This window comes from Variovorax sp. R-27, from assembly GCF_049913215.1.
Taxonomy (GTDB): Bacteria; Pseudomonadota; Gammaproteobacteria; order Burkholderiales; family Burkholderiaceae_C; genus Variovorax.
The window spans coordinates 3,442,314-3,465,892 of record NZ_CP183984.1 but is presented as its reverse complement, the minus strand read 5'-3'; the positions used below and the strand labels follow the sequence as shown (position 1 = coordinate 3,465,892).

At 67.4% G+C, this 23,579-nt stretch carries 13 protein-coding genes; 2 read left to right on the top strand and 11 right to left on the bottom strand.

The genetic code is table 11. The annotated features are described in order from the left end of the window. Positions 1-5 precede the first annotated feature (5 nt). The 11 genes from ACN9MV_RS16125 to ACN9MV_RS16075 all read right to left on the bottom strand — a co-directional run bounded on the left by ACN9MV_RS16125 (position 6) and on the right by ACN9MV_RS16075 (position 10,636). Complete coding sequence (locus ACN9MV_RS16125; RefSeq protein ID WP_093058367.1) at positions 6-590, bottom strand: A24 family peptidase; 585 nt, start codon at positions 588-590, stop codon at positions 6-8. 16 nt (positions 591-606) lie between these two features. Next, positions 607-753, bottom strand: coding sequence for a hypothetical protein (locus ACN9MV_RS16120; RefSeq protein WP_176928961.1), 147 nt, complete (start codon positions 751-753; stop codon positions 607-609). Positions 754-963: 210 nt separating this feature from the next. Beyond that, positions 964-2,700 carry a Mur ligase gene (locus ACN9MV_RS16115; RefSeq protein WP_426393106.1) on the bottom strand — a complete coding sequence of 579 codons (1,737 nt, stop codon included), beginning with the start codon at positions 2,698-2,700 and terminating at the stop codon, positions 964-966. Then, positions 2,697-3,722: a hypothetical protein gene (locus tag ACN9MV_RS16110; protein ID WP_426393105.1), complete on the bottom strand. Its 1,026-nt coding sequence runs from the start codon at positions 3,720-3,722 to the stop codon at positions 2,697-2,699. The genes ACN9MV_RS16115 and ACN9MV_RS16110 overlap by 4 nt, the downstream gene beginning before the upstream one ends. 6 nt (positions 3,723-3,728) lie before the next feature. Then, positions 3,729-4,394 (bottom strand): aspartyl/asparaginyl beta-hydroxylase domain-containing protein, encoded by a 666-nt coding sequence (locus ACN9MV_RS16105; RefSeq protein ID WP_307614184.1) that lies wholly within the window; start codon positions 4,392-4,394, stop codon positions 3,729-3,731. A 78-nt stretch (positions 4,395-4,472) separates the two neighbouring features. Then, a complete protein-coding gene (locus ACN9MV_RS16100; protein ID WP_426393104.1) occupies positions 4,473-4,811 on the bottom strand; it encodes a hypothetical protein in 339 nt (112 codons plus the stop codon). A gap of 73 nt (positions 4,812-4,884) precedes the next feature. Then, positions 4,885-7,512: an AAA family ATPase gene (locus ACN9MV_RS16095; protein WP_426393103.1), complete on the bottom strand. Its 2,628-nt coding sequence runs from the start codon at positions 7,510-7,512 to the stop codon at positions 4,885-4,887. After that, positions 7,509-8,621, bottom strand: coding sequence for a metallophosphoesterase family protein (locus ACN9MV_RS16090; RefSeq protein ID WP_426393102.1), 1,113 nt, complete (start codon positions 8,619-8,621; stop codon positions 7,509-7,511). Before ACN9MV_RS16090 ends, ACN9MV_RS16095 begins: the two co-directional genes overlap by 4 nt. A 99-nt stretch (positions 8,622-8,720) precedes the next feature. Beyond that, positions 8,721-8,903: a hypothetical protein gene (locus tag ACN9MV_RS16085; protein WP_093058360.1), complete on the bottom strand. Its 183-nt coding sequence runs from the start codon at positions 8,901-8,903 to the stop codon at positions 8,721-8,723. A gap of 104 nt (positions 8,904-9,007) precedes the next feature. Then, on the bottom strand, positions 9,008-9,742 hold the full coding sequence (locus ACN9MV_RS16080; RefSeq protein WP_307614180.1) for a peptidoglycan DD-metalloendopeptidase family protein: 735 nt from the start codon (positions 9,740-9,742) through the stop codon (positions 9,008-9,010). A 96-nt stretch (positions 9,743-9,838) separates the two neighbouring features. Then, complete coding sequence (locus tag ACN9MV_RS16075; RefSeq protein ID WP_426393101.1) at positions 9,839-10,636, bottom strand: class I SAM-dependent methyltransferase; 798 nt, start codon at positions 10,634-10,636, stop codon at positions 9,839-9,841. 630 nt (positions 10,637-11,266) lie between these two features. Between ACN9MV_RS16075 and ACN9MV_RS16070 the strand changes: the two genes are divergently transcribed. Next, positions 11,267-18,583 (top strand): amino acid adenylation domain-containing protein, encoded by a 7,317-nt coding sequence (locus ACN9MV_RS16070; RefSeq protein ID WP_426393100.1) that lies wholly within the window; start codon positions 11,267-11,269, stop codon positions 18,581-18,583. Further along, complete coding sequence (locus ACN9MV_RS16065) at positions 18,580-23,577, top strand: amino acid adenylation domain-containing protein (protein ID WP_426393099.1); 4,998 nt, start codon at positions 18,580-18,582, stop codon at positions 23,575-23,577. Before ACN9MV_RS16070 ends, ACN9MV_RS16065 begins: the two co-directional genes overlap by 4 nt. Positions 23,578-23,579: the final 2 nt, after the last annotated feature.

Below are 23,579 nucleotides of genomic sequence, written 5' to 3'. Positions count from 1 at the left end.
GAGGGCTAGACATAGCCCAGTTGATGCGCGAGCACTTCGACCACCGTGCCCGCCGCGATGCAGATGCCGTAGGGCAGCTTTCCCACGGACTGGCTCATGTGAACGTGCCCCGTAGGGCGGATGCCCGCCATGCTCGAGATCGCCATGCCTTGCGCCGCCGTCTTGACGTTGGCCAGCATGTGCGCCAGGCGGCGGCGGTGGATGGCGAACACCAGTGCCGCCACGCCTCCGGCAATGAAGGTGAAGAGCACCGCCATCAGCGTCTGCTGCGGACCGATGAAGGCCCCGGCCATGGCCATGAGCTTCACGTCGCCCGCTCCCATCAATCCCAGCACATAGAAGGGCAGCATCGCGGCGAAGCCCACGCCCAGGCCACCGAAAGCGCTCATTGCGCCTGCGGTCGGCGTGCGGGCGGCAAGCGTCCCGTAGATGAGCGCGAAGAGCGCCCCGCCGAAGGTCAGCCAGTTGGGAATGCGGTAGGAGCGCCAGTCGCTGACGGCAGCCACTGCGAGCAGTGCGACGAGCGCGAGCATTCGAACGTCTGTAGCCAGCATTGCCAGCAGTTCGAGAACGGCGTCGAGTTCTTGCATGGTCGGCTCCGTGAGTTCAGGCGCTGCGCCGGATGGCGAGCAGCAGGAGCAGGCACACGACCATCACCAGAGCGCCGATCAGCGCGACCTCCATGAACGACATGCCTGCGTCTTCCCGCAGCAGGTTCATGAAGGTTCTTGGCAGTGGTGCGAGCAGTTCCATGCGTGTTCCCCGTTTGTCGTGACCGGCCCGAATCGCCTGTTTGCCCGGCATGGGCAGAAGCGTTCGGCCTGGGGATGACTTTAGGAATCGCGCTGTCTTCGCACATGAGCGAAGCGCCCCTTTGCGGGGGAGTCAAGCGCCCTGCTCGCTTGGGCTCGGGACCATGACAAACCGCCTACCCGGAGCGTTTCCGGGCGGCAGGAGACACCGCTACGTCTGCGCGAAGGCGGCCGGTGCCGCGTGCCTTGCCTCTTCCTGTTGCGTCAGGAAAGGCCGCCCGCCGCCCTGCAGGTACTTCCAGTACGCGACATAGCCCGACAGGTAGTGCTCCACATCGTCTATGCGCACGCGGTAGCTGTGATGGCGGATGAAGAAGCTGCCCACGATGCGCCCCGGGTTCTTGAAGAACATGGCGATCTCGGGCCAGAAGTGGCCCGTCAGCAGGTAGCGGGCACGCTGCTCCAGGGCCCGGTAGAACTTGTCGATGTCGAAGCCGCGCAGCAGGTGCTCGTGCTGCGGGTCGGCCTGCATGCGCGCGATCATCTTCTGCGCCGCCATCATCAGCTCCAGCAGCGTCGGAAAGGTGGTGATGCGATCGAGCACGAAGTCGAGATGATCGCGCACGTTGTCCAGGCCGAAGCGGTAGTAGCGCTCGTCCGATCTGTAGAGGGTGAGTTCGTTGACGCAGTAGCTCAGCCAATGGTCGTGGGCCTGCCAGTGTCTGGCTTCGATGAAATGCCCGAATGCTTTCTCGACGGTCTGCAGCCAACGTGGATCATTGGTCAGCCCGTACAGGCGCATCAAGCCGAAGGCGGCCTCGCCGTCGTAGTAGATGATCCGGTTCTCTTCTTTCACGCTGAGGTCGGGGTGGTTCAGCACATGCACGAAGCGGCCCGAGCCCGGGTCCTGCATGTGCACGATGCCCAGGGCCAGCTGCTCCATCAGCGACAGGTATTGCCGGTCGCCGGTAAGTTCGGTGTACTTGACCATCGCCAGCAGGCACACGGCGTTGCCGCCCAGCTTGATTTCGTTGTCGACATCTACCAGGAAAGCGCCCTGCTCTCCGCCGGGCAGCGTGGCGCGCTGGATCAGCGTCTGCGTGAGGTAGGCCAGCGCCCGGTCGATGGCAGCCTTGTGCTCGGGGCGCTGCGTCAGCTCCCAGCCTTCGAGCAGCGCGTAGGTGGAGCTGGCGTGCCGCAGCGCGTTGTAGGTGGGAATGGGACGGTCGAAGCAGGGAAACCAGCCGTAGTGGTACTGGCCGGTCGGCTTGACCTGCCGTGCGAGGTATGCGGTGCTGGTTGCGACGATGTCGTGCACCTGGCTCGCATCCCAGTTCGGCATGACGCGATGGCCCTTGCCCCGGCCCTGATGCTCGATGGCGTGAAGCTGCTTGCCGTCGGTGAACACCGCCCGCGTGTCGAAGACCCAGATCGGCTGCAGCGCGTCGGTCGGCCACTCCAGCTCCAGCCCATACCGGTACTTGCCGTAGAGCTTGAGATTGGCCGCATTGGGTGTCGCCTCTTCGAGTGCGCCGTCGTACAGCACGGCGTGCGCGCCGATCTCGGGCTCCAGAATCGCCAGGGAAAAATCGGGCTTGAACGCGATGCCATGGCGAAAGTAGTTGCGCTTGGTCGTCGAAAGGCCCTGCTTCAGTTCCTGCCAGGACATGGCGTGCACGGTGTGCACCACGTCCACCCGCAGCCAGATTGGTGCAGCGCCCTTCTGCTTGCGCAGCCAGGCATGCAACAACTGCGCACCCCTGACCCACGCCTGCTCGAAGTTCTTTCCGCGGATGGTGACGACATGGGCCCGCTCCTTCCCGTTGCAGACCGACATGAAGAGCACGCCCGCGGCCTCTGCGTCGATGCCAGCGCTGGCGCTCGTGCATTCATCCCACAAGGTTGCAATCGCGGGCCGGGCCGACGCCAGCAGTTCACCCAGACTCATGGCACATCCTTTTTCACAAGCGCCTCCAGCGCAAGAAATTCTTCCAGTTCGGCCGATCTTCGGGCCTTCGAGCGCGCCGCTTCACTCCGCGTCGCCTGGAGCACGCCCTTGAATATCTCAGTGTCGTGCGCGGAAGAGCGCTGATCCTCCTCCTTCCAGCCAAATACCGGCCAGCCATTTCGCGCCGCGACCTGCCGGTCGAGCGGGCCTAGCGCCTCCAGCAGCGCCTTGATGAAGGCCGCGCCGTGCAATTGATCGTCCTGGATGACCAGGCTGCCATCGACATAAGTGGTCTGCGCCAGGCCGGACGGCAGCCTGAGCCGGCCGTCGGGGTCGAGCATGCTTGCCAGACGGTTCCACATGCCGCTCGCCCCGTAGGTCTGCGAGAACACCTGCTCGCGCAGTGCCGGCAGTGTGGCCGGCAATGGCTGCTGCGGCCCGCTTCCGGGGCGCAGCGCGTATTCCGACCAGCGCGCGGTGCCTTCCAAGAACCAGCGCGCCTTGAACATGGTGTAGCCGTACTGGTACTGGTGAAAAAGCTCGTGGATCGGTGTCACGTTCTGGTTCGCGTGGCGGTTGAGCAGGTCGATGCGAAGAGCACAGCCGCCGGCCGCTTCGTCGGAGCCCAGGCGGTAGTTCATCACCTCGTCGTAGGACATCCCGTTGCCCTTCTCCATCTTCAGCAGGAACACGTCGATCGAGGTGGCTCGTGCATAGCGTGGCTGGCGCATGGGGTGCGTCAGCCCCATCACATCGGTGAACAGCCTGCGCCCCACGACCAGTTGCGTTGCCACGTCCTGCACCTTGTCGGGTATGCCGTTGCGGTCGAGGTCGCGAGTGTCCGGCAGCGCGTGGGCGCCCTCCAGCGTATAGCGGATGCGGAACTCGTCACGCACATAGACGCGGTCGAACTGGGAGAGCGTTGCGTTGCGCTCCACCCGGCAACGGCCGGCCTCGACTTCCTGCGCAGCGACGGGCAGCACAGCTGCCACCAGGCACACCAGCCATCGGGCATTCTTCATGCGAGCTCAAGCCACCAACTGCTGCTGGAGCACAGGCAACCAGGGCTCGGTCAGCATCTCGAAGGATGGATTGGCATCCAGTCCCATCAGCAGATGAACCCGGTTGGACGGCTGCTGGCTTCGATTGACGGCCCTGTGGTTCACATCCACCCGCACCAGCCAGGCCGAGCCGTCGGCGGGCAGATGAACGCTCTCGATGCTGCCGTCGGCGCGCTGCCATTCGAAGAAGCAATTGGGGTTGGTGATGATGGGGATGTGCAGGCGCCAGGTTTCCTTGGCCGCATCGTTGTGCAGCGGCATCTCCTCGCCTTCGCTTTCGAGTTGCATGATCCGGGCCCTGAAGGGCGTCAGGCCATGGCTGCGCAGCGCATTCATCACCCGGGCCAGGTAGCCGCTGCAGGCGTCTGTCGGCGTGACGCCGCGCGCATTCTTTGCGGGAATCCGCCGGATGCCGTCTTCCAGCGTGCCGTCGCGGCTTGTGACTGCCCAACCGATGTAGTCCACGCGGTTGTCGCGATATGGCGTCGACGGCAGCGGCTTCACGTGTGCCAGGAAATGCTGCCTCAGCAATTCGGCGTCGATCCTGAAATCGGCCAGCCTGGCAAACATCACGTCACTCGATTGCTCCATGGTTTTTCTCCTCTTCTTCGTCCTCTTGATGGCGATGTGCATCGGACGGCCGTCAATGCCGATGGCGCGAGCACACGCAATGAGCAGGGCCCGCAGGCCCCCAGGTCGAAACTGGACGACCTATGCGAAGAAGGAGAAGAGTTGTGGCGGCCGCATGGGCCGTTCGAGAGGCGCGGACGGCAAGACTGTCACGGCAAATTCCAAGGGAGCTTCCGGTCGAAGGACCGGTAGTGAAATCTCGCGCCTTCCAGCGGCAAGGTCCACCTCGTCGGAGTCGATGCCGTCATCCAGGACCGAAGCGCCGGCGTGGCCCTGATGAAGCTCGCAGGCGCTTGCCTGATGCACCTGCGCGACGTTGGCCTGGTGCTGCCCGAAGCCCGCCATGTTCTGGGCAAGCACGGCCAACCCGTGACAGCACAGAAAGGCGATAACTGCGGACGTACAAAGCCAGCGACGCATGAGGGCGCAGTTTAGCGACCGGCCGGATATTCTGGATAGTGTGATTGCCGATGGGCGTCGCGGCCCCAAGACGTCACGGGATGCTGCGCGCCACGACCCCGAGATCGCGCCAGGCCTCCGGATGGCAGCTGAAGATCAATATCTGGTGCCGCGTTGCAGCGTCGTACAGCACCCGCTTCATCTGCCGCAGGCGCTCTTCGTCGGTGTTCACCAGCGCATCGTCGAGGATGAGCAAGGTCGGCTTGCGCGCTTCCTTCAACAGGTCCGCATAGGCCAGCCGGGCGACGACGCCCATCTGCTCCCGCGCGCCCACGCTGAGCTCCTCGAACGCGCCGCTCTGGGCGCCTCGCAGGCCTTGCCGCGTGATGCGGCCCGGCGAAAGATCGTCGCCGACTTCGACCTGCGCCCCGGGGAAAAGAATCTGCAGGTAGTGGTCGAGGTGCTTCTGCAGCGGCGCGCGCAGGCGTCGTGCCAGGGCCGAGCGCTTTTCGCGCAGCAGCTTGAGCAGGTGGTCGAGCGCCTTCGCCCGGCGTTCGAGTTCGGCGCAACGGCGTGTTGCGTGCTCGAGTTCGCGCTGTTTTTCCGACGCAGCTTCTTCCTGGCCCAGCGCGCCCCTGGCTTCGAGTTCGGCTTCAAGTCGGGTGATCTCGTTGGCCCGCTGGCTGTGCGTGGCCTCGGCCTGCTTGACGCTTTGCTCCAGCCGTTCCACGTCCTGTGCGAGCACCGGCAGGTTCGCGGATTGCAACTGCTGCGCCAGCTCAGCGACCTTGTCTTGCAGGGCCGACTGCTGCGCCAGCGCATCCGTCAATGCGGCGCCGGCTTCCGTCTTGCGGTTGGCGCGCGTCGGGTCGTTCAGCGTGGCCTTGACCGCCGCGAGTTCGTCTTCGGCGGCCTTGACCTGCTCGCGCGCATTGCCGGCGGCGACCTTGGCGTCGTTGAGCGCCGCGGACGCTGTCTCCAGCGCCGCGCGCGCGGCGCCCTCCTCCGATTCGGCCTGCGCGCTCGATGGCATCGCCGTGTCGGCCGGCGGCATGCCCTGCAGGACCTGCCTTGCTTCAGCCAGCCGGGCCTCGCGCATGGCGATGTCCGCGGCAAGCGCGCTCAGCCCCTTCGGTGCCAGCGCAGCCAGCACGGCCACCGCCGCACCGGCTTCCCCCTTGCGCAACGCCTGCAGCCGCATGCGCTCTTCGACGGCGGCCACGCTCTCCGCGCGCAGGGCCTGCAACAGCCCGGCGAGTTCGTCGCGTGCGCGGTCGCGTTCGATGGCAAGGCTTTCCAGGTCGGCCCCGCCCGGCAGCACGGTGATGCGGCCTACGCCTTCGATCTCGATGTCGGTCCGCGCGATGACGGTCTGGCGCTTCGAGCCTGAAAGCTCGGCTCCGGCAACCCGGACCTTCGCAGCAGGCTGCAGCTCGAACTCCAGGGCCGTCGCCACCGCATCGAGCCGGGCTTGCGCCGTGCGATGCGCGTCGGCGCAGCGCTGAAGCCGCTTGAGTTCGCCTTCCGGCACCGCGAGAGCCTGTGCCTCGGCTTGCAGGCGAGTGACCTTGTCCTGCTCGCCCCTTGCCTTCTCGTGGCTCTGTGCGAGTGCCTCAAGCTGCTCGGCCAGGCTTTCGACGGTTTTCTCCTGCGCGATGCGGGAGGCCGCCTGCCGCGCGAGGCGGAGGTTGTCGCGCGCGCCGGCATCGGCCTTCGCCGCAGCCGCATGGCGGGGTTCCCACGCCTGCAGTTCGCCTAGCGCCTTGGCCAAGCCTTCTTGTGCCGCCTGCAGATTCTTCTCGCGCAGGACGACCGTGGCTTCCTCGCGCTCCATCGCCTGGAGCTGAGTGCGCCAGGAATTCACCTGCGCGGTGACCTGCCTGAGCGCGGCGTCCTGCGCGGTCTTCCTCTCGTTCAACCCCTTGGCTTCGTCCAGCCGTTGCCGTGCGATAGCAAGCTGCTCCCGCAACACCGTCCAGGGCCGCGCGGCTTCGTCTCGTTGGTGATCGCGGCGCAGGCCTGAGAGGCGGTCCACGCCCGACTGATAGGACTCGATTTCGGCACGCAGCCGTTCGATGTCGGCTTCGAGCTCCGTGCGCAGCCTGATGGCATCCGCGAAGGCGCCACGCGGTGTTCCGGCGGCAGGCGTGAGCAGTTCGTTGCGCTCGCTCTCAACCGCCTTCAGCACCGCATCGCCATTGCTGGAGGCCAGCTCGCCCAGCGATTCGCCCAGTGCGTTGCGCAGGTGGTCGCTGGCAAAGCCCACGGCGCTGGCAATGTCGTGCGAGGTGCCCTGTTTGATCCACAGCAGGCCCGGAATGCCCATGTGCTCCGGCGTGCTGGCACCCTTGCCCGGAAAGCGAAAGCCCAGCAGTGCCGCCAGGTGGTCTTCGGCCACCGCACCGTCCATGGACTTGCCGTCGATGACCAGCTCGCAGCGCTTCTTGCCGAGGAAGGCCTTGGTGAGCCGGCATGGCTTGCCGTCGAGTTCGAAGTCGACCTCGACGGTGGGCGTTGCCGAGCTTTCTCCCCATGGCCGCAGATGCTCGACCGCGCTGGAGCGATGTCGTTCGAAGAAGGCCGCGCGAATGGCCTCGGCGACGGTGGACTTGCCCGATTCGTTGGGCGCCGCGAAGAGATTCAGCCCGTCGGTGAAGCCGTCTATTTCGAGCGGTGCGCGGAACAGCTTGAAGTTCTCGATGCGAAGACGCTGCAACTTCATGCGGCGGCTCCCTTCGCGTCGAGGATGCGGGCGAGCGTGAGCAGCGCGTCGCGGGCGAGTTCAGCATCGGCATCGCCCTGCTGCGCGCGCAACTCCTGAAGCGCCTCGCCGACAAAGCCGTCGGCGTGCAGCGCCTGGATGTCGTCTTCCGTGGGCTCCAGCCGCAGCGCTTCGCCGTCCCACACCAGCGCACGGGCGCGAGCGCGGGCGGCGTCGAGCGCGGTGCTCAGTCTGCTATGGCCGTTGAGGTCGCAGGCGCCCTGCGCGCGAAGTTGCAGCACGTCGCTGCTGCTCACCTGCTCCAGCTTTTCGACCAGTTCGTCGATGTCGGAAGGCACCGTGAGCCGCGGCTCCCATTGCTGCCAGTCGAATTGGCCGGTGCGGACCACCTCGACCGTCGGCTCCGCCCCGGCACCTGAGACGCCGACCAGCAGCGCCTGCCCCGAATCGTTGGCTCTGAAACGATCTGTCTCGGGCGTGCCCGCGTACCAGGTGCGGTCGTCGATCTGCCGCGTGCCGTGCCAGTCGCCCAACGCGAGGTAGTCGAGCCGAGCCTGCGCCGCACGCCCGGTCGCGATGGGATTGGCCGAGTCGATGTCTTCGGACAGGATGCCCTGCACGCAGCCGTGCGCCAGTCCGATGCGGGGCAGCCCCTCTTCGCTTGGTGCCGTGGCAAACCAGTCGGTGAGGTCGCCGTAGGTATGGCGCTGCGTGAGCGGTGCGGGCAGCAGCGTGAACTTGCCCGCCACCGTGTGGGGCTTCGGCTCCAGGCAGCAGACGATGTTCGGTGCAATGGCGCCCAGCCGCTGCGCGCGGCTCCAGACCGATTCGCTCAGCGCCGAATCGTGGTTTCCCGGAATCAGCAGCCAGGGGCCGGAAAAGCCCTGCATGGCGTTGAACATGCGCCGTATGGTCTTGTCCGACACGGTCTGCAGGTCGAACACGTCGCCTGCGACCAGTACGGCATCGACCTTGCGTTCGGCCGCAATGGCGGCCAGCCGCTCGACCACCTTGAAACGCGCCTCGAACAGTGCCGCGGCGTCGTCGGGTTCGAACTGCGAGAACACGCGGCCTATCTGCCAGTCCGCGGTGTGGAGCAAAGAAATCATGCGTGGCCCTCCCTTTGCCTCTCGCGTCTTCACGTCATCCAGAAAGAGCGAGCATCTTAGAGGGCCTGGGACTGCAGGCGGGCCGAACCGGCCGGGAGGCTAGGCCTTGGCGTCGATCCCTGAAGCGCACTCTTCGAGCAGCGCGGCCGATTGGGTGACCTGTTCAGTAATTTGGTCGCGCAGCGGCTTCCACTCGAGGCTGAACGGTGCAAGAAGGCACCACTGCGTGGTCAGCGCCAACGCGATGCCAAAAATGATGAACAGCCAATGCACGAGTTCCATTACCGCCCCTTTTTTTCAGACCAAGGGCGAGAGTCTGCGCATTTCACGGGCACCGCGATATCGCCAATTTGGGGGATGCCTTTCGCCAGAGGCCCCCCGCCCGGTCACCTCGCCGGCAGGTACTGGCGCGGGTCGACCGCATTGCCGCGGTAGCGGATCTCGAAGTGGAGGCTGGCGCGCCCACCGTCCGCGCCGCCGATCTCGGCGATCTTCTGGCCCTGCTTCACCTGCTGGCCCTGTTTCACCAGCACCGTACGCACATTGGTGTAGACCGACATATAAGAGCCGCCGTGGTCGACCATCAGCACGCTGCCGTAGCCGCGCAGCGTTTCCGTCACGGCCACCTTGCCGGCGCCGATGGACATCACCGGCTCACCGACGCTGCCGCCGATGTCGACGCCCTTGTTGCTGGTGCCGTTGAAGCCCGCGATGACCTGGCCTTGCGCGGGCCAGGCCCAGTCGCTGCGCCGCGACGCCGGCGGTGCGACGGGCTCGGGCGCCGCGGCCCGGGGCGGCCTCGAACGCTCGGGGCGTTCCGGACGCTCGGCACCTGAGCTCCTGGGAGGAGGCGGCTCGGACGATGCGCCGCCACCGGGCGGCACCACGCGCAGCACCTGCCCTGCTTCGAGCTTGTCGGGGTCCTGCAGATTGCTCCATCGGGCAATGTCGCCCGGTGAACGCCCGGTCTTCGACGCGATGCGATAGAGCGTGTCACCCGGCTGGACGACGTACTCGCCCGGCCCTGCCACTGGCGCCTTGGGGGAGGTGGAGCACGCTGCCACCATCAATGCCGCGGTCAGCGCAATGCCCGCGCGCCAGTTCCTTCCTGTCACAACCACTACCGGATTCCTTCCTGGATAACTGAATCTCGCGCTCCCGGATGCCCGGGGCCGCGCTCGAAGAATCCGGGAAGGCTACCAGCAGTCGCCTGGCGTTCAGTTGGCCTGCAGTTTTTCTGCGGTCTTGCGCCTTGCAACGCACATCAGCGACAGCGCGCTCGCGGGTGCCTTCGGGTCACGGCCCGAGAGCACATTGCCCATGCGGTACTTCCATTGCGCCGGCCCGACTTCGCCGGCCAGCGCCTGCGCTCCTATCTGGTGGTTGTGCGGATGCACGCGGACCTCAAAGCCCAGCGGCTCCAGCGTGGATTCGAAGAGCTCCTTCGTCACGCCGTCGCCGGGCCGGTGATGCACTTCGGTTCTCAGCCCCCACAACTGCTGACTGTCCGTCTTGTGAAAACCGTGCCCCGTCGCGCGGTAGACCCACAGCCGCGCATCCCACATCAGCCTGGCCAGGCCCTTGTAGTCCCAGGCTGTGAGTTGCGGATCGTGGTCGGTAATAAGTAAGCCATTGGGCTTAACGAGGCGAGCGCCTTCCTGCAGCACCGCTTTCATGTCGTCGCAGTGGTGCAGCGATGCATTGATTGCCACGATGTCCGCCACATGCGAGCGGAACGGCGTGTGCGCCGCATCCGCCAGCACTGCCGTGTAGCCCAGGCCAGCCGCCAGCTCCAGCGAGCCTCCGGCCACGTCGACGCCGATCAGCAATCTGGGCCTGCCGCCCAGCGTGGCGAAGAGGTTACCCGGCCCGCAGCCCAGGTCGATGACGACCTTGTCCGTCCAGTCGCCCCCGGCGGCGAGCCAGCGGCTGCGGAAATGCGCATCGCGGTGGCAGTAGTCCAGATATTCCTTGGCCCACGTCGCATTGCCGAAGTATGTAGCGTTGGCTGTCAATGCATCTGAATTGTTCGGAAGAATCGATTCCAAATAGTAATCACAGCGCGTGAGAACTACATCGGGTAATAGGATGTCGCGGAGCATTTTTTACCCTCGGAAGATTTGAAGCCGATAACTCTTTCAGTCTTTGCGATTTTCAGGTTTTGTACAGTTATTTTTTATACGGTTACAGACTAATCCAATTCATAACAGTCGCGCCCGGAAGGATGTTTCACTTTTCGACAGTGATACCAGTGCGTTTTCCGCATGACTCCCCGGCGTAGCGCGCGATCCGAGGTGGTCGTGCCCACAAAGCGGTCGACAGCGAATTTCCCCCTGTGCGCCGCCTGTTTCTCCCCAGGAGTACCCCGCTTCAGTGGGCCCTTTCGGGCACTTGGAGGGTCCGCGCGGTGGGCTTTTTCCTCCAAATCACGCATCAGTTACCTCGAACTGGACGATTCGGGTAGTACGTTTTCGAAATAACCTTATCTAGTTGTAACCGAGGCCTAAAGTGCACACATTGGCCAAGGGAAACCTCCTAGGATGAAGACACGAAAAGAACGCAAGTCAGCTTCCTCCTCCTTAATTGGGCGAATGGAATTTCCATTCACCCAATTGCTTCCATTGTATTTCTTTTGGGATATTTACATGGAAATTCAAACTGTTTCGCAAGCACTCGGTGCTCCGGACCTCGCTCTGGAAGACCTGTTCGTGCCGCGATCCAATTCGGAGGGATCGGCCGGCCGTCGCAGCGCTGCGGTGGCACTCGAACTCCGCTTCGCCCAGCGTTGGACCCAGTGGTTCGCCACCACCGGCCAGCTGCCGGACACCCTCTTCGCGGGCGCGTGGCTGCTGCTGCAGTCGCGCTGGCTCGGAGGCCTCTGGCCCGTGCTGCATGAGGCAGGCGCCGCGCCGATGCGCTGCTCGACCACCGTCGCCTTCGACGCCACCAAGGCCGCTGGCGCCTGGCTGGCCGAGCTGGACCTCGGTCGCCGTTCGGCATCGCAAGCAACGGCACAGCCCACCTCCCTCTGGCTGCGCGAAGAAGTTGCCGCCGATGCTCCGCTGCGGCTGCGCTTCGACGCTGCTTCGGCGTCCCTCTATATAGATGCAGCCGCAAGCCTGATGGATGCCGCCGCGATCGATCAGCTGCTCGCAGCCCTCGTCGACACCGCCGAAGACCTGCTGCAGCACCCCGATGCGGCCCTGAACGACATCCACACGCTGCCACGCGCCGACAAGGCCGCTCAGCTCGCCGAATGGAACACCGCCCTCGCCCCCGTGAACCCTGCCCTCACGGTGCCCGCCATGTTCGCCCGCCGGGCGATGGCCGCCCCCGACGCCATCGCCCTCGCGCAAGGCGACGCGCAGATGAGCTACGGCGAACTCGATCGTCGTTCCGACGAACTCGCGAAGCGCCTTCAGGGCCTGGGCGTTCGCAGCGGCGACGGCGTCGGCCTGCTGCTCGACCGCTCGATGGCGGCCATCGTCGCCCAACTCGGCATCCTCAAGGCCGGCGGCGCCTATGTGCCGGTGCCTACGGATTTCCCGCCCGAGCGCGTCGCCTACATGCTCGGCGAGGCCGGCGCGCACCACGTGCTCACGACACAGGCGCACCAGTACCTCATCCCCCCCCATCACGGCGTTTTGTTGCTCGACGAATACGAAGACAACATAAATCGCACTGCATGGAATCCTCCGGCCCTCGATGCCGAATCGGTGGCCTATGTCATGTACACCTCGGGCTCGACGGGCACGCCGAAGGGCATAGAGATCTGCCATCGCTCGATCCTGCGGCTCGTGGTGGGTGTGGACTACGTCGAGCTCGCTCCCGGCCTCGCCATGCTGCATGCGGCGCCGCTCGGCTTCGACGCGGCCACGCTCGAAATCTGGGGCCCGCTGCTCAACGGCGGCTGCTGCGTCATCCATGAAGAGCGCGTGCCGACCGGCACCGGCCTGGCGCACACCATCGCGCGCCACCACGTACACACGGCATGGCTCACCGCCGCGCTCTTCAACGCCGTGGTCGACGACGACCCCGCCCACCTCTCGGGCCTGCGGCATCTCTTCACCGGCGGCGAAGCGCTGTCGGTGCCGCATGTGCGGCGTGCGCTGGCCGCCCTGCCTGGCCTCACGCTGAGCAACGGCTACGGCCCGACCGAGTGCACGACCTTCGCAGCCACGCATCGCATCGCATCGCCGCTGCCGGAAGACCTGCGTTCCGTCCCCCTCGGTCGCCCCATCAAGGACACCGTGCTGCGCGTGCTGAGCCCCTCGATGGCACTGCTGCCGACCGGCTTCGTGGGCGAGCTCTGCATCGGCGGCCACGGGCTGGCCCGCGGCTATCTGCGGCAGCCCGCGCTCAGCGCCGAGCGCTTCGTGCCCGATCCCTTCGGCGGCCCCGATGACCGGCTCTACCGCACCGGCGACCTCGCACGCTGGCTGCCCGACGGCACCGTCGAATTCATCGGCCGCCGCGACGGGCAGGTGAAGATCCACGGCCACCGCATCGAGACCGGCGAGGTCGAGGCGGCCATCCTCGCGCACCCCGCCGTGCAGTCCTGCGCAGTGGTCGCGCGGCCCGACGAAAGCGGGCAGCTGCGCCTGGTGGCCTATCTGGTCGCACGCTCGGAAAAGATCTCGTGGGATGCCCTGCGCGCCCACCTCGGCGCCCGCCTGCCCGCTGCGCTGATTCCTACCGCGCAGGTGTGGCTCGCACAACTCCCAGTCACGCCCAACGGCAAGCTCGACCGCAAGGCGCTGCCCGAGCCAGCCGGCGAGCGTCCCGAACTCGCTCAGCCCTTCGAAGAAGCACACGACGTCGTCGAACAGCAGGTGTGCGACGCCTTCGCCCGCGCGCTGCGCATTTCGAAGGTCGGGCGCAACGACAACTTCTTCGACCTCGGCGGCGATTCGCTGCTGGTGCTGCAGGTGCTCGCCGACCTGCAGCGCGGCACCGAACTGCCGCTGTCGACCAATCTTTTCTTCCGCAATCCCACGCCAAAAGCAATGGGCGAGCGGATGCAGCCGGCGGGCGATCAGCCCGCCATGGCCGCTGCGGCCGGTTCCAAGGATCGACCGACCGCAGCGGCCACCTTTTCGGCACGGCCAGGCAGCGGCATCGATGACGCCGTTGCCCTGGTCGGCACCGCAGGCCGCTTCCCCGGCGCAGCCGACGTGGAGCAGTTCTGGGACAACCTCGTCGCAGGCCGCGACACCATCAGCTTCTTCGACGACGCCACGCTCGACGCCGGGGTCAGCCAGGCCCTGCGCAGCGACCCGGCCTACGTGCGCGCACGCGGCGTGATCGACGGCATCGAAGACTTCGACGCCGCCTTCTTCGGCATCGGCCCGAAAGAAGCGCAGCTCATGGACCCGCAGCAGCGCGTGTTCCTCGAGATCTGCTGGGAATGCCTGGAACGCGCCGGCTACGTGCCCGACGAAGCGCCGGGCCCGGTCGGCGTGTACGCCGGCATGTACAACGCCACCTACTTCCAGCGCCACGTGAGCACCCGGCCCGACCTGGTGGAGCCGGTCGGCGAGTTCCAGGTGATGCTGGCCAACGAGAAGGACTACATCACCACGCGGGTGGCGAACCGGCTCAACCTCACCGGCCCGGCCGTCAGCGTGCACACCGCCTGCTCGACCTCGCTGGTGGCCGTGGCCCAGGCCTTCCATGCGCTGCGTACGGGCCAGTGCTACATGGCGCTCGCGGGCGGCGCCTCGGTCACCTGCCCGCCGCGCAGCGGCTATCTCTACAACGAGGGCTCGATGCTCTCGCCCGACGGCCGCACGCGCAGCTTCGATGCAAAGGCCCAGGGCACCGTCTTCAGCGACGGCGCGGCCGTGGTGCTGCTCAAGCGGCTGGCCGATGCACAGGCCGACGGCGACACCATCTACGCCGTGCTGCGCAGCGCCTGCGTGAACAACGACGGCGGCTCCAAGGCCAGCTTCACGGCGCCCAGCGTCGACGGCCAGGCCGCGGTGATCCGCGCCGCGCTGGCTGCGGCCGATGTCGATGCGGGCAGCATCTCGTACGTCGAGGCGCACGGCACCGCCACGCCGATGGGCGACCCGATCGAAGTCGAGGCGCTGGCCGTGGCCTACGCCGAGCACACCGATGCGCTCGGCTACTGCACGCTCGGCTCGCTGAAGAGCAACGTGGGCCACATGGTCACGGCGGCGGGCGCGGCCGGTCTCATCAAGACAGCGCTGGCACTGCACCACGAACAGATTCCGCCGACCGCGCATTTCAGCGCGCCGAACCCGTCGATCGACTTCGCGCGCACGCCCTTCCACGTTACCGCCAGCCTGCAGCCTTGGCCCCGCGCCGACCTGCCGCGCCGCGCGGGCGTCAGCTCCTTCGGCGTCGGCGGCACCAATGCGCACGTCATCGTCGAAGAGGCACCGCCGCGGCCGGCCTCGCCGTTCGCAATGGGTGACCAGCTCCTGTCGCTGTCGGCACGCTCCGAGGCCGCGCTCGCGCTGGCCACCGAGCAGCTCGCGGCGCATCTCGAAGCCCACGCCGAACTGCCGCTGGCCGACGTGGCCCACACCCTCGCGGTCGGCCGCAAGGCCCACGCCTTCCGCCGCGCTGTCGTGGCCGGCAACACCGCCGAGGCCATCGCCGCCCTGCGCAATGCCGACTCGCCCCGCCGCGTCAGCGGGCGCATCGCCTCCCGCGCACCGCAGCTCGTGCTGATGTTCCCCGGGCAAGGCGCGCAGTACGCCGGCATGGGCAAGAACCTCCGTGCGAACGACCCGGTGTTCGCGGCAGCGTTCGACGACTGCATGGCCGCCTTCGAAGGCTCGACCGATTTCGACCTGCGCGAGCGCATGTTCTCGGACGACCCGCAATCGCTGGCGCCCACGGCCGCCACGCAGCCCGCGATCTTCACGCTCGAATACGCCCTCGCGCGGCGGCTGCTGGCGCTCGGCGCACGGCCGCATGCACTGATCGGCCACAGCGTCGGCGAATTCGTCGCGGCCGTGCTCGCTGGCGTGATGCGGCTCGAAGACGCCGCCAAGCTCGTCGCCCGCCGTGGCGCTCTCATGCAGGCCCGGCCGGCCGGCGCGATGCTGTCGGTGCGCATGGGTGCGGCCGAGTTGCTCGACAGGCTCGGCCCGCAGATTTCGCTCGCCGCCGAGAACGGCCCCACGGCCTGCGTCGCCGCCGGCCCCTTCGACGCCATTGCGGCGCTGCAGGCGGCGCTGGAAGCAGACGGCATTCCGAGCCGCCCGCTGCAGACCTCGCACGCTTTCCATTCCGCCATGATGGACGCGGCCGTCGCGCCCTTCGAGGCGCTGGTCGGCAAGGTGACGCTGCGCGCACCGCAGACGCCGATCTACTCGACGCTGACCGGCCAGCCGCTAGAAGACGCCGAAGCCACCAGCCCTGCCTACTGGGCCCGGCATCTGCGCGGCACCGTGCGCTTCTCGCCGGCCGTGCGCTGCGCGATGGAGCAGGTGACCAACCCGCTGTTCGTCGAATCAGGCCCGCGAAACATGCTCGCCACGCTGGTGCGCCAGCACGGCGCGAACGGCGTCGTGTCGCTGCTCCAGGGCGAGCCGGCCGACGAGGCCCGCACCCTGCACCTGGCGCTGGGCCGCCTCTGGACCTGCGGCGCCGATGTCGAGCTGTCGCGCCTCGTCTCACGCATCGGCGCGCAACGCGTGCGCCTGCCCACCACGCCGTTCGAGCGCAAGCGCTTCTGGGTCGACATCGCCGCCGTCCCGCCCATCGCCACCGTGGCCGCGCCCGCCGCCGCCCCGGCCCCTTCCTTCGTCCCTCTTGTTTCACCTACCGCTCTGGAGTCGATCGTGACAGCAGCAACGCCCTCGCCTCTTCATCCTCCCGCTTCGAACGTGGATGCGCGCCTGCGCAGCCTGTTCGAGGACATCTCCGGCCTAGACATGGCGCAGGCGGAGGGGCACGCGCCCTTCGGCGAACTGGGCCTGGACTCTCTCACGCTGACTCAGGCCGCCACGCAGATCAAGAAGCACTTCAAGGTCAACCTCAGCTTCCGCCAGCTGATGGAAAGCTACCGCAGCTTCGACGCGCTCTCGACCTTCCTGCGCGAAAGCCTGCCGCCCGAGGCAGCGCCTGCATCGGTACCTGCACCTGCCGTTGTGGCCGCGCCAGTCGAAAACGCAGTCTCCGTACCGCAGGCCGCGCTGCGCCAGCAGATGCCGGTGTACATGCCGATGCAAGGCAGCAATGCGGGCGACGCCCAGCTGTCGCAGCTGATCTCGCAGCAAATGGAATTGATGCGCCAGCAGCTCGCATTGCTGTCGGGCGCCGTTCCGTCCGCACCAATCGTCACGCTTCAGGCCATGCCGGCCCAGGCCGCCCCCGCGCCTGCCACACCTGCCGCCGCGGCCCCCGCTGAAGACCCCGCGCAACCCGTGCGCTACGACGTGAACAAGGCCTTCGGCGCCATCGCCCGCATCCATACGCAGCGCAACGCCGAGCCAAGCGGCCGGCAGAAGGCCCGGCTCGCCGCCTTCATCCGGCGCTATGTGGAACGCACGCAGAAGAGCAAGCAGTTCACCGAGGCCAACCGCGCCCACATGGCCGACCCGCGCGTGGTCAACGGCTTCCGGCCGGTCACCAAAGAGATCACCTACCAGATCGTCATCGAGCGCTCCAAGGGTTCGAAGATGTGGGACCTCGACGGCAACGAGTACGTCGATGCGCTCAACGGCTTCGGCATGAACATGTTCGGCTGGCAGCCCGACTTCGTGCAGGACGCCGTGCGCAAGCAGCTCGACGACGGCTACGAGATCGGCCCGCAGCACCCGCTGGCAGCCGAAGTCACGGCGCTGATCTGCGAGCTCACCGGCAGCGACCGCGCGGGCCTGTGCAACACCGGCTCCGAAGCAGTGATGGCCGCGCTGCGCATCGCGCGCACCGTCACCGGCCGCAGCACGGTGGTGGTGTTCACCGGCTCCTACCACGGCACCTTCGACGAAGTGCTGGTGCGCGCCGGCAAGGGCGGCAAGGGCCTGTCGGCTGCGCCGGGCGTGATGAGCGGCATGTTCGGCGACATCCGCGTGCTCGACTACGGCACGCCCGAGGCGCTGGACTTCATCCGCGAGAACGCAGACGACCTGGCCGCCGTGCTGGCCGAGCCGGTGCAAAGCCGCCGCCCCGACTTCCAGCCGCGCGAGTTCTTGCACGAGGTGCGCGACATCACCGCCAAGAGCGGCTGCTGCCTGATCTTCGACGAGGTCATCACCGGCTTTCGTACAGCGCTGGGCGGCGCGCAGGAACTGTTCGGCGTGCGCGCCGACCTCGCCACCTACGGCAAGGTGATCGGCGGCGGCTTTCCGGTCGGCGTGATCGCGGGCAAGCGCGAATTCATGGACGCGCTCGACGGCGGCCCCTGGCAGTACGGCGACGACTCGATCCCCGGCGTGGGCGTGACCTACTTCGCGGGCACCTTCGTGCGTCATCCGCTGGCGCTGGCCGCAGCCAAGGCCTCGCTCACGCATCTGAAGGAGGCGGGGCCCGCGCTGCAGGCCGGGCTCACGGGCAACACCGCCGCCATGGCAGCCGAGCTTTCGGGCTGGTGCAAGGAAGTCGGCGCACCCATCGAGATCCGCCATTTCGCTTCGCTGTGGCGCGTGAGCTGGCTCGAAGACCACCCGCTGCAGGACCTGCTGTTCGCAATGATGCGCAGCCGCGGCGTGCACATCCTGGACAACTTCCCGTGCTTCCTCACGAGCGCGCACAGCGCCGAGGACATCGCCTTCATCCAGCGCGCCTTCAAGGACTCGGTCGCCGAGATGCAGGAGTCCGGCTTCCTGCCGCGCCGCGCTCCCGCCCCCACCCGCTTCGACGTGCGCAAGCCCGTCGAGGACGGCTGCGTCCTGGCCCGCGACATCGACGGCCAGCCCTTCTGGTACGTGCCCGAGGACGCCGCCTCCCATCAACACCTCATCAATGGAAAGGCCGCAGCATGAACGCCGTCCTCAAGCCCACCGCCAGCGGTGGTGTCATCGAATGCATCATTCCGACGACGGAATCGCAGCGCGAAGTCTGGCTCGGCGCAGCCTTGAGCACAGAAGCCTCGATGGCCTACAACGAGTCGGTCGTGCTGCGCCTGCGCGGCGCGCTGGACTGCCCGGCCCTGGCGCGTGCCATGGCCCGGCTGCTCGAGCGCCACCAGGCGCTGCGCGCCACCATCTCGCCCGACGGCACCTACATGCTGGTCAGCCCTCCGGGCGAGAACCTGCTGCTGGAGCAGGACCTGGGCAGTCTCGAGCCGGAAGCCCGCGCGCAGGCACTGCGCGACGCCCACGACGATGCGGTGTGCACGCCCTTCTCGCTGGAGCATGGCCCGCTGTTCCGGGCCGCGTTGTATCGCCTGGACGACGCCGAGCACGAACTCGTGATGTCGGCGCACCACGTGGTGTGCGACGGCTGGTCGTGGGCTGTCATCACCGAGCAACTGGGCCACCTCTATGCCGAGGAAACCGGCATTGGCCTGAAGCTCAAGCCCGCGCCGCTCTTTGCCGACTTTGCCGCCGAGGAAGCCGCCGCTGCCGCGAGTGCCGACATGCAGCCGCACATCGACTACTGGCTGGGCCGCTTCTCCGGCAGCACGCTGCCGGTGCTCGACCTGCCGCTGGACCGCCCGCGTCCGGCTGTTCGCACCTTCAATTCGCGCCGCGCCGAGCGCCTGCTCGACAAGCGCCTGGTCAGTGCCGTGCGCACGGCGAGCACCAGGGCCGGCGTCAGCCTTTTCACGGGCCTGCTCAGCGGCTTCGTTGCCACGCTGCACCGCCTCACCAGTCATGAAGACATCGTCGTCGGCATTCCGGCGTCGGGCCAGCTCGCGCACGACATGCCCGGCCTGGTCGGCCACTGCGTGAACCTGCTGCCACTGCGTATCGCCACTCATTCGGGCATGCGCTTCGACGCGCTGATGGACGAATGCAGCACCGCCGTGCTCGACGCCTTCGACCACCAGGCGCTGACTTACGGCGCGCTGCTGGGCCAGCTGTCGCTGGAGCGCGACCCGAGCCGGCTGCCGCTGGTGAGCGTGGCCTTCAACGTCGACCCCGACGTGGCGAGCAGCGCACAGGCATTCACGACCCTCGACGTCGTGCAGGACACGATCGCCCGCCAGTACGAGAACTTCGAACTGTTCGTCAACCTGCGCCCGCTCGATGGCGGTCTGCAAGTGGAGGTTCAGTACAACACCGACCTGTTCGACGAGGTCAGCGTGCAGCGCTGGCTCGGCATGTTCGAGTGCGTACTGCAGTCGGCCTCGCACAAGCCCGACGAAACGGTCGGCCGGCTCGAAGTGCTGTCCAGCACCGCCGCGCGTTCGCTGCTGGCGCTGCAGCCCGCGCGCGTTCCGCTGGTCGGCGAACCGCTGGCGCACGCCGGCTTTCTTGCACGCGTGCCGCGGCAACCCAATCACCCGGCGGTGCGCGACGGCGCGCGAAGCTGCAGCTACGGCGAGCTCGACGCGCAGTCCAACCGCCTGGCGCGTGCACTGCGCATGCGCGGCGTGGGCCGCGGCCAGCGCGTGGGGCTGTGCCTGGAGCGCAGCCTGGAGATGGTCGTCGCGATGCTCGGCATTCTCAAGGCGGGTGCGTCCTATGTGCCGCTCGACACCGCGTTTCCGCAGGCGCGGCTGGACCACTACGCGACTGACGCCAGCCTCAGCCAGATGCTGACCACGTCGGACATCGCGGCGGCGCCGCGCGGCTGGCGTGCCGACGCGGCCCTGCGGGTCTTCGAGATCGATCGCGACACCGCCTGGCTCAAGCTGTCCGGCGATGCGCTGCCGCCGAGCACCGACGACCCGGGGCCCGAAGACGCCGCCTATGTGATCTACACCTCCGGCTCGACCGGTTTGCCCAAGGGCGTCATCGCCCATCACCGGGGCGTGGCGCACCTGCTGCAGTGGATGCAGCGCGAATCGGGCATCGGCCCGGCTGACCGCATCGCCGCCGTCACGACCCTGTCGTTCGACATGGCCGTGCCCGACCTGCTGCTGCCGCTGGCGGCGGGCGCCGAACTCGTGATGGTGAAGCGCGAAGTCGCCATGGACGGCAACCGCCTTTCCAAGGCGCTCGATGAAGAACAGATCACGCTCCTGCAAGCCACCCCCGGCATGTGGCAGCTGCTGCTCGATGCGCAGTGGGCTGGCGGCGCGCCCGGCTTTCGCGGATGGACCGGCGGCGAAGCGCTGCGCCCGAGCATGGCGCTGGCGCTGTGCGAGCGCATGGAAGGCCTGTGGAACGGCTACGGCCCAACCGAGACAACGGTGTACTCCACGGCCTGGCACGTTCGCCCCGAAGAGATCGCGTCGCGCGGCGTGTCGATCGGCAAGCCCGTCGACAACACCGAGATCTGGATCCTCGACGCCAACCTGCAGCCCTGCCCCATCGGTGTGCCGGGCGAAATCTGCATCGCGGGCGAAGGCGTGTCGCTGGGCTACCTCGACCGCCCCGAGCTGACCGCCGAGCGCTTCGTCACGGTGCGCATCTTCGGCACCGCGAAGAAGGTGTACCGCTCGGGCGACCGCGGCCGCTGGCGCAACGACGGGCTGCTCGACCACCTCGGCCGGCTCGACTTCCAGGTGAAGGTGCGCGGCTATCGCATCGAGCCCGGCGAGATCGAGGTGCGCTGCTGCGAAGTGGCCGGTGTCTCGCGCAGCGTGGTCGTGGCCCGCGAAGACAACCCCGGCGACGTGCGCCTGGTGGCCTACCTCGCGCTCGCCCAGGGCGCCGGCTTCGACCTCGATGCGCTGATGGTGCATCTGCGCAAGCACCTGCCAGCTTTCATGCTGCCGCAGCACGTGGTGACGCTCGACGCGCTGCCGACCCTGCCGAACGGAAAGATCGACCGCGTCTCGCTGCCGCCGCCGCAAGCGGTTGCGCGCAACGAGGTACGGCGCGGCGCCGCCCCGCGCAACGAGCACGAACGCAAGGTGCTCGCCGTCATGGAAAAGGTGCTGAGCCTGCCGGGCCTCGACATGCACGACAACTTCTTCACCATGGGCGGCCACTCGCTGCTGGCTGCGCGGCTCACCACGCTGCTGAGCCGCGAGTTCCAGGTCACGCTGCCGCTGCGCACCCTGTTCGAGGCGCCCACTGCCGAGAAGCTGGCCGCGGCCATCCAGGCGCTGCAGGGAGCCGGCGTCGGCCTGGAGGCGCCGATTGCCTGCCGCAGCGAGCGCCGCAGCGCGCCGCTCACGCTTGCGCAGGAACGCATCCGCTTCATGGAGCAGCTGCACCCGGGCCGCTCGGTCTACAACGCGCCCTCGGCGCAGCGCCTGACCGGGCAGCTCGACGCGGCGCGCTTCGAAGGCGCGCTGCGCGAAATGATCCGCCGCCAGCCCTCGCTGCGCACTTCCATCGGCATCGATGCGCAGAGCGGCAAGCCGATGCAAATGATCGCGGAGTCTGTGGAATTCGCTCTGCCGCTGGTCGACCTGCGCGGCCTGCCCGCTGACCAGCGCGAAGCCGAGCTGGCCGAACGCATGCAAGAGCTGTCGGACCGGCCGATCGACATCCATCGCGCGCCGATGATGAACACAACGCTGTTCCAGCTCGACGACAACGAGCACGTCTTCCTGTTCGTGCCGCATCACCTGATCTGGGACGGCTGGTCTTTCGACCTGATGCAGCGCGAGCTGGGCGCGCTCTACGACGCCGCCGAACGCGGCCGTCCGCACAACCTGCCGGCGCTGGCCACCACCCACGGCGACTATGCCGAGTGGCTGGAAAAGTGGCTGACAGAGCCTGCCTGCGAGGAGCAGCTCGCGTTTTGGCGCGGCCGGCTCGAAGGCGCAAAGGCCGTGCGCCCGCCAAAGACAGACATGCCCCGCCGCGCGGGCAAGAGCGGCCAGGGCGGCGCGCACTGGATCCACGTCGACCTGCAGAGCACGCAGCATCTGCGCGAGATCGCGCGCGACATGGACGTGACGCTCAGCATGCTGACCTTCGGCATCTACGCGCTGACCATGGCGCAGGTAACGGGCAACGACACCATCGTCATCGCCAACCCGGTGCGCGGACGCCAGCAGGCCGAGACGGAAGACGTCATGGGCTTCTTCAACAACGTGCTGCCGGTCTCGCTCGCGGTCGACCAGTCGCTGCCGCTGCCTGCCTTCATGCGCTACGTGAAGCAGGAGCTGCTGTCGATGATGAACAACCAGCAGGTGCCGTTCGAACGCCTGATGGCAGAGCCGGGCTATGCGGGGCAGATCAAGACCTCCGGCCCCTACCAGGCGATGTTCTCGTTCCAGGATGCACGCGAACGCGCCCGCAGCGTCGGCAGCCTGCAGACCCGCCAGATGCATGTGATGCAGCACGGCGCCACCGACGACATCGGCGTGTGGCTGATGGACAAGCCGCACGGCCTTGAAGGCGCACTGATCTACAACGCCGACGTGTACCTGCGCGAGACCGGCGCCCAGCTGCGCGAGCGCTATCTCGAAGTGCTGCGCCGCGTTGCCGACGATCCCGCCGCCACGCTTGCGCAGATCGCCAGCACCGAAGGCTCGACCAGTGCGGCCTACCTGCGCAAGCTGGCAGCCGCGGATGCGGACAAGAGCGCACCGGCCGATGCCATCAATGGCAGCGGGCACAAGGCGCCACAGAGCCTGCTCAACCCCGAGCAGGCGCAGCTCGCCCAGATCTGGGCCGGCGTGATCGGCATCGACGTCAGCGACATCCGAGCCAGCGACAACTTCTTCGACCTCGGCGGCGACTCGCTGCTGGTGCTGCGCGCGGTGCAGCAGGCCGCGCAGATGCTGGGGCACCGCGTGGAGCCGCGCCGCTACCTGTTCGAGAACCTCGGGCAGATTGCTTCCTCGGCCCACGCCGCGCCGCAGGGCGTGCCGTCGGACCTCGCGGAACTGGCTGCCGGCACGGCCGCGCAAGCACAGCGCGGCGGGCTGTTCGGCGCCCTCGGCCACTGGTTGCGCAAGGGGTGAAG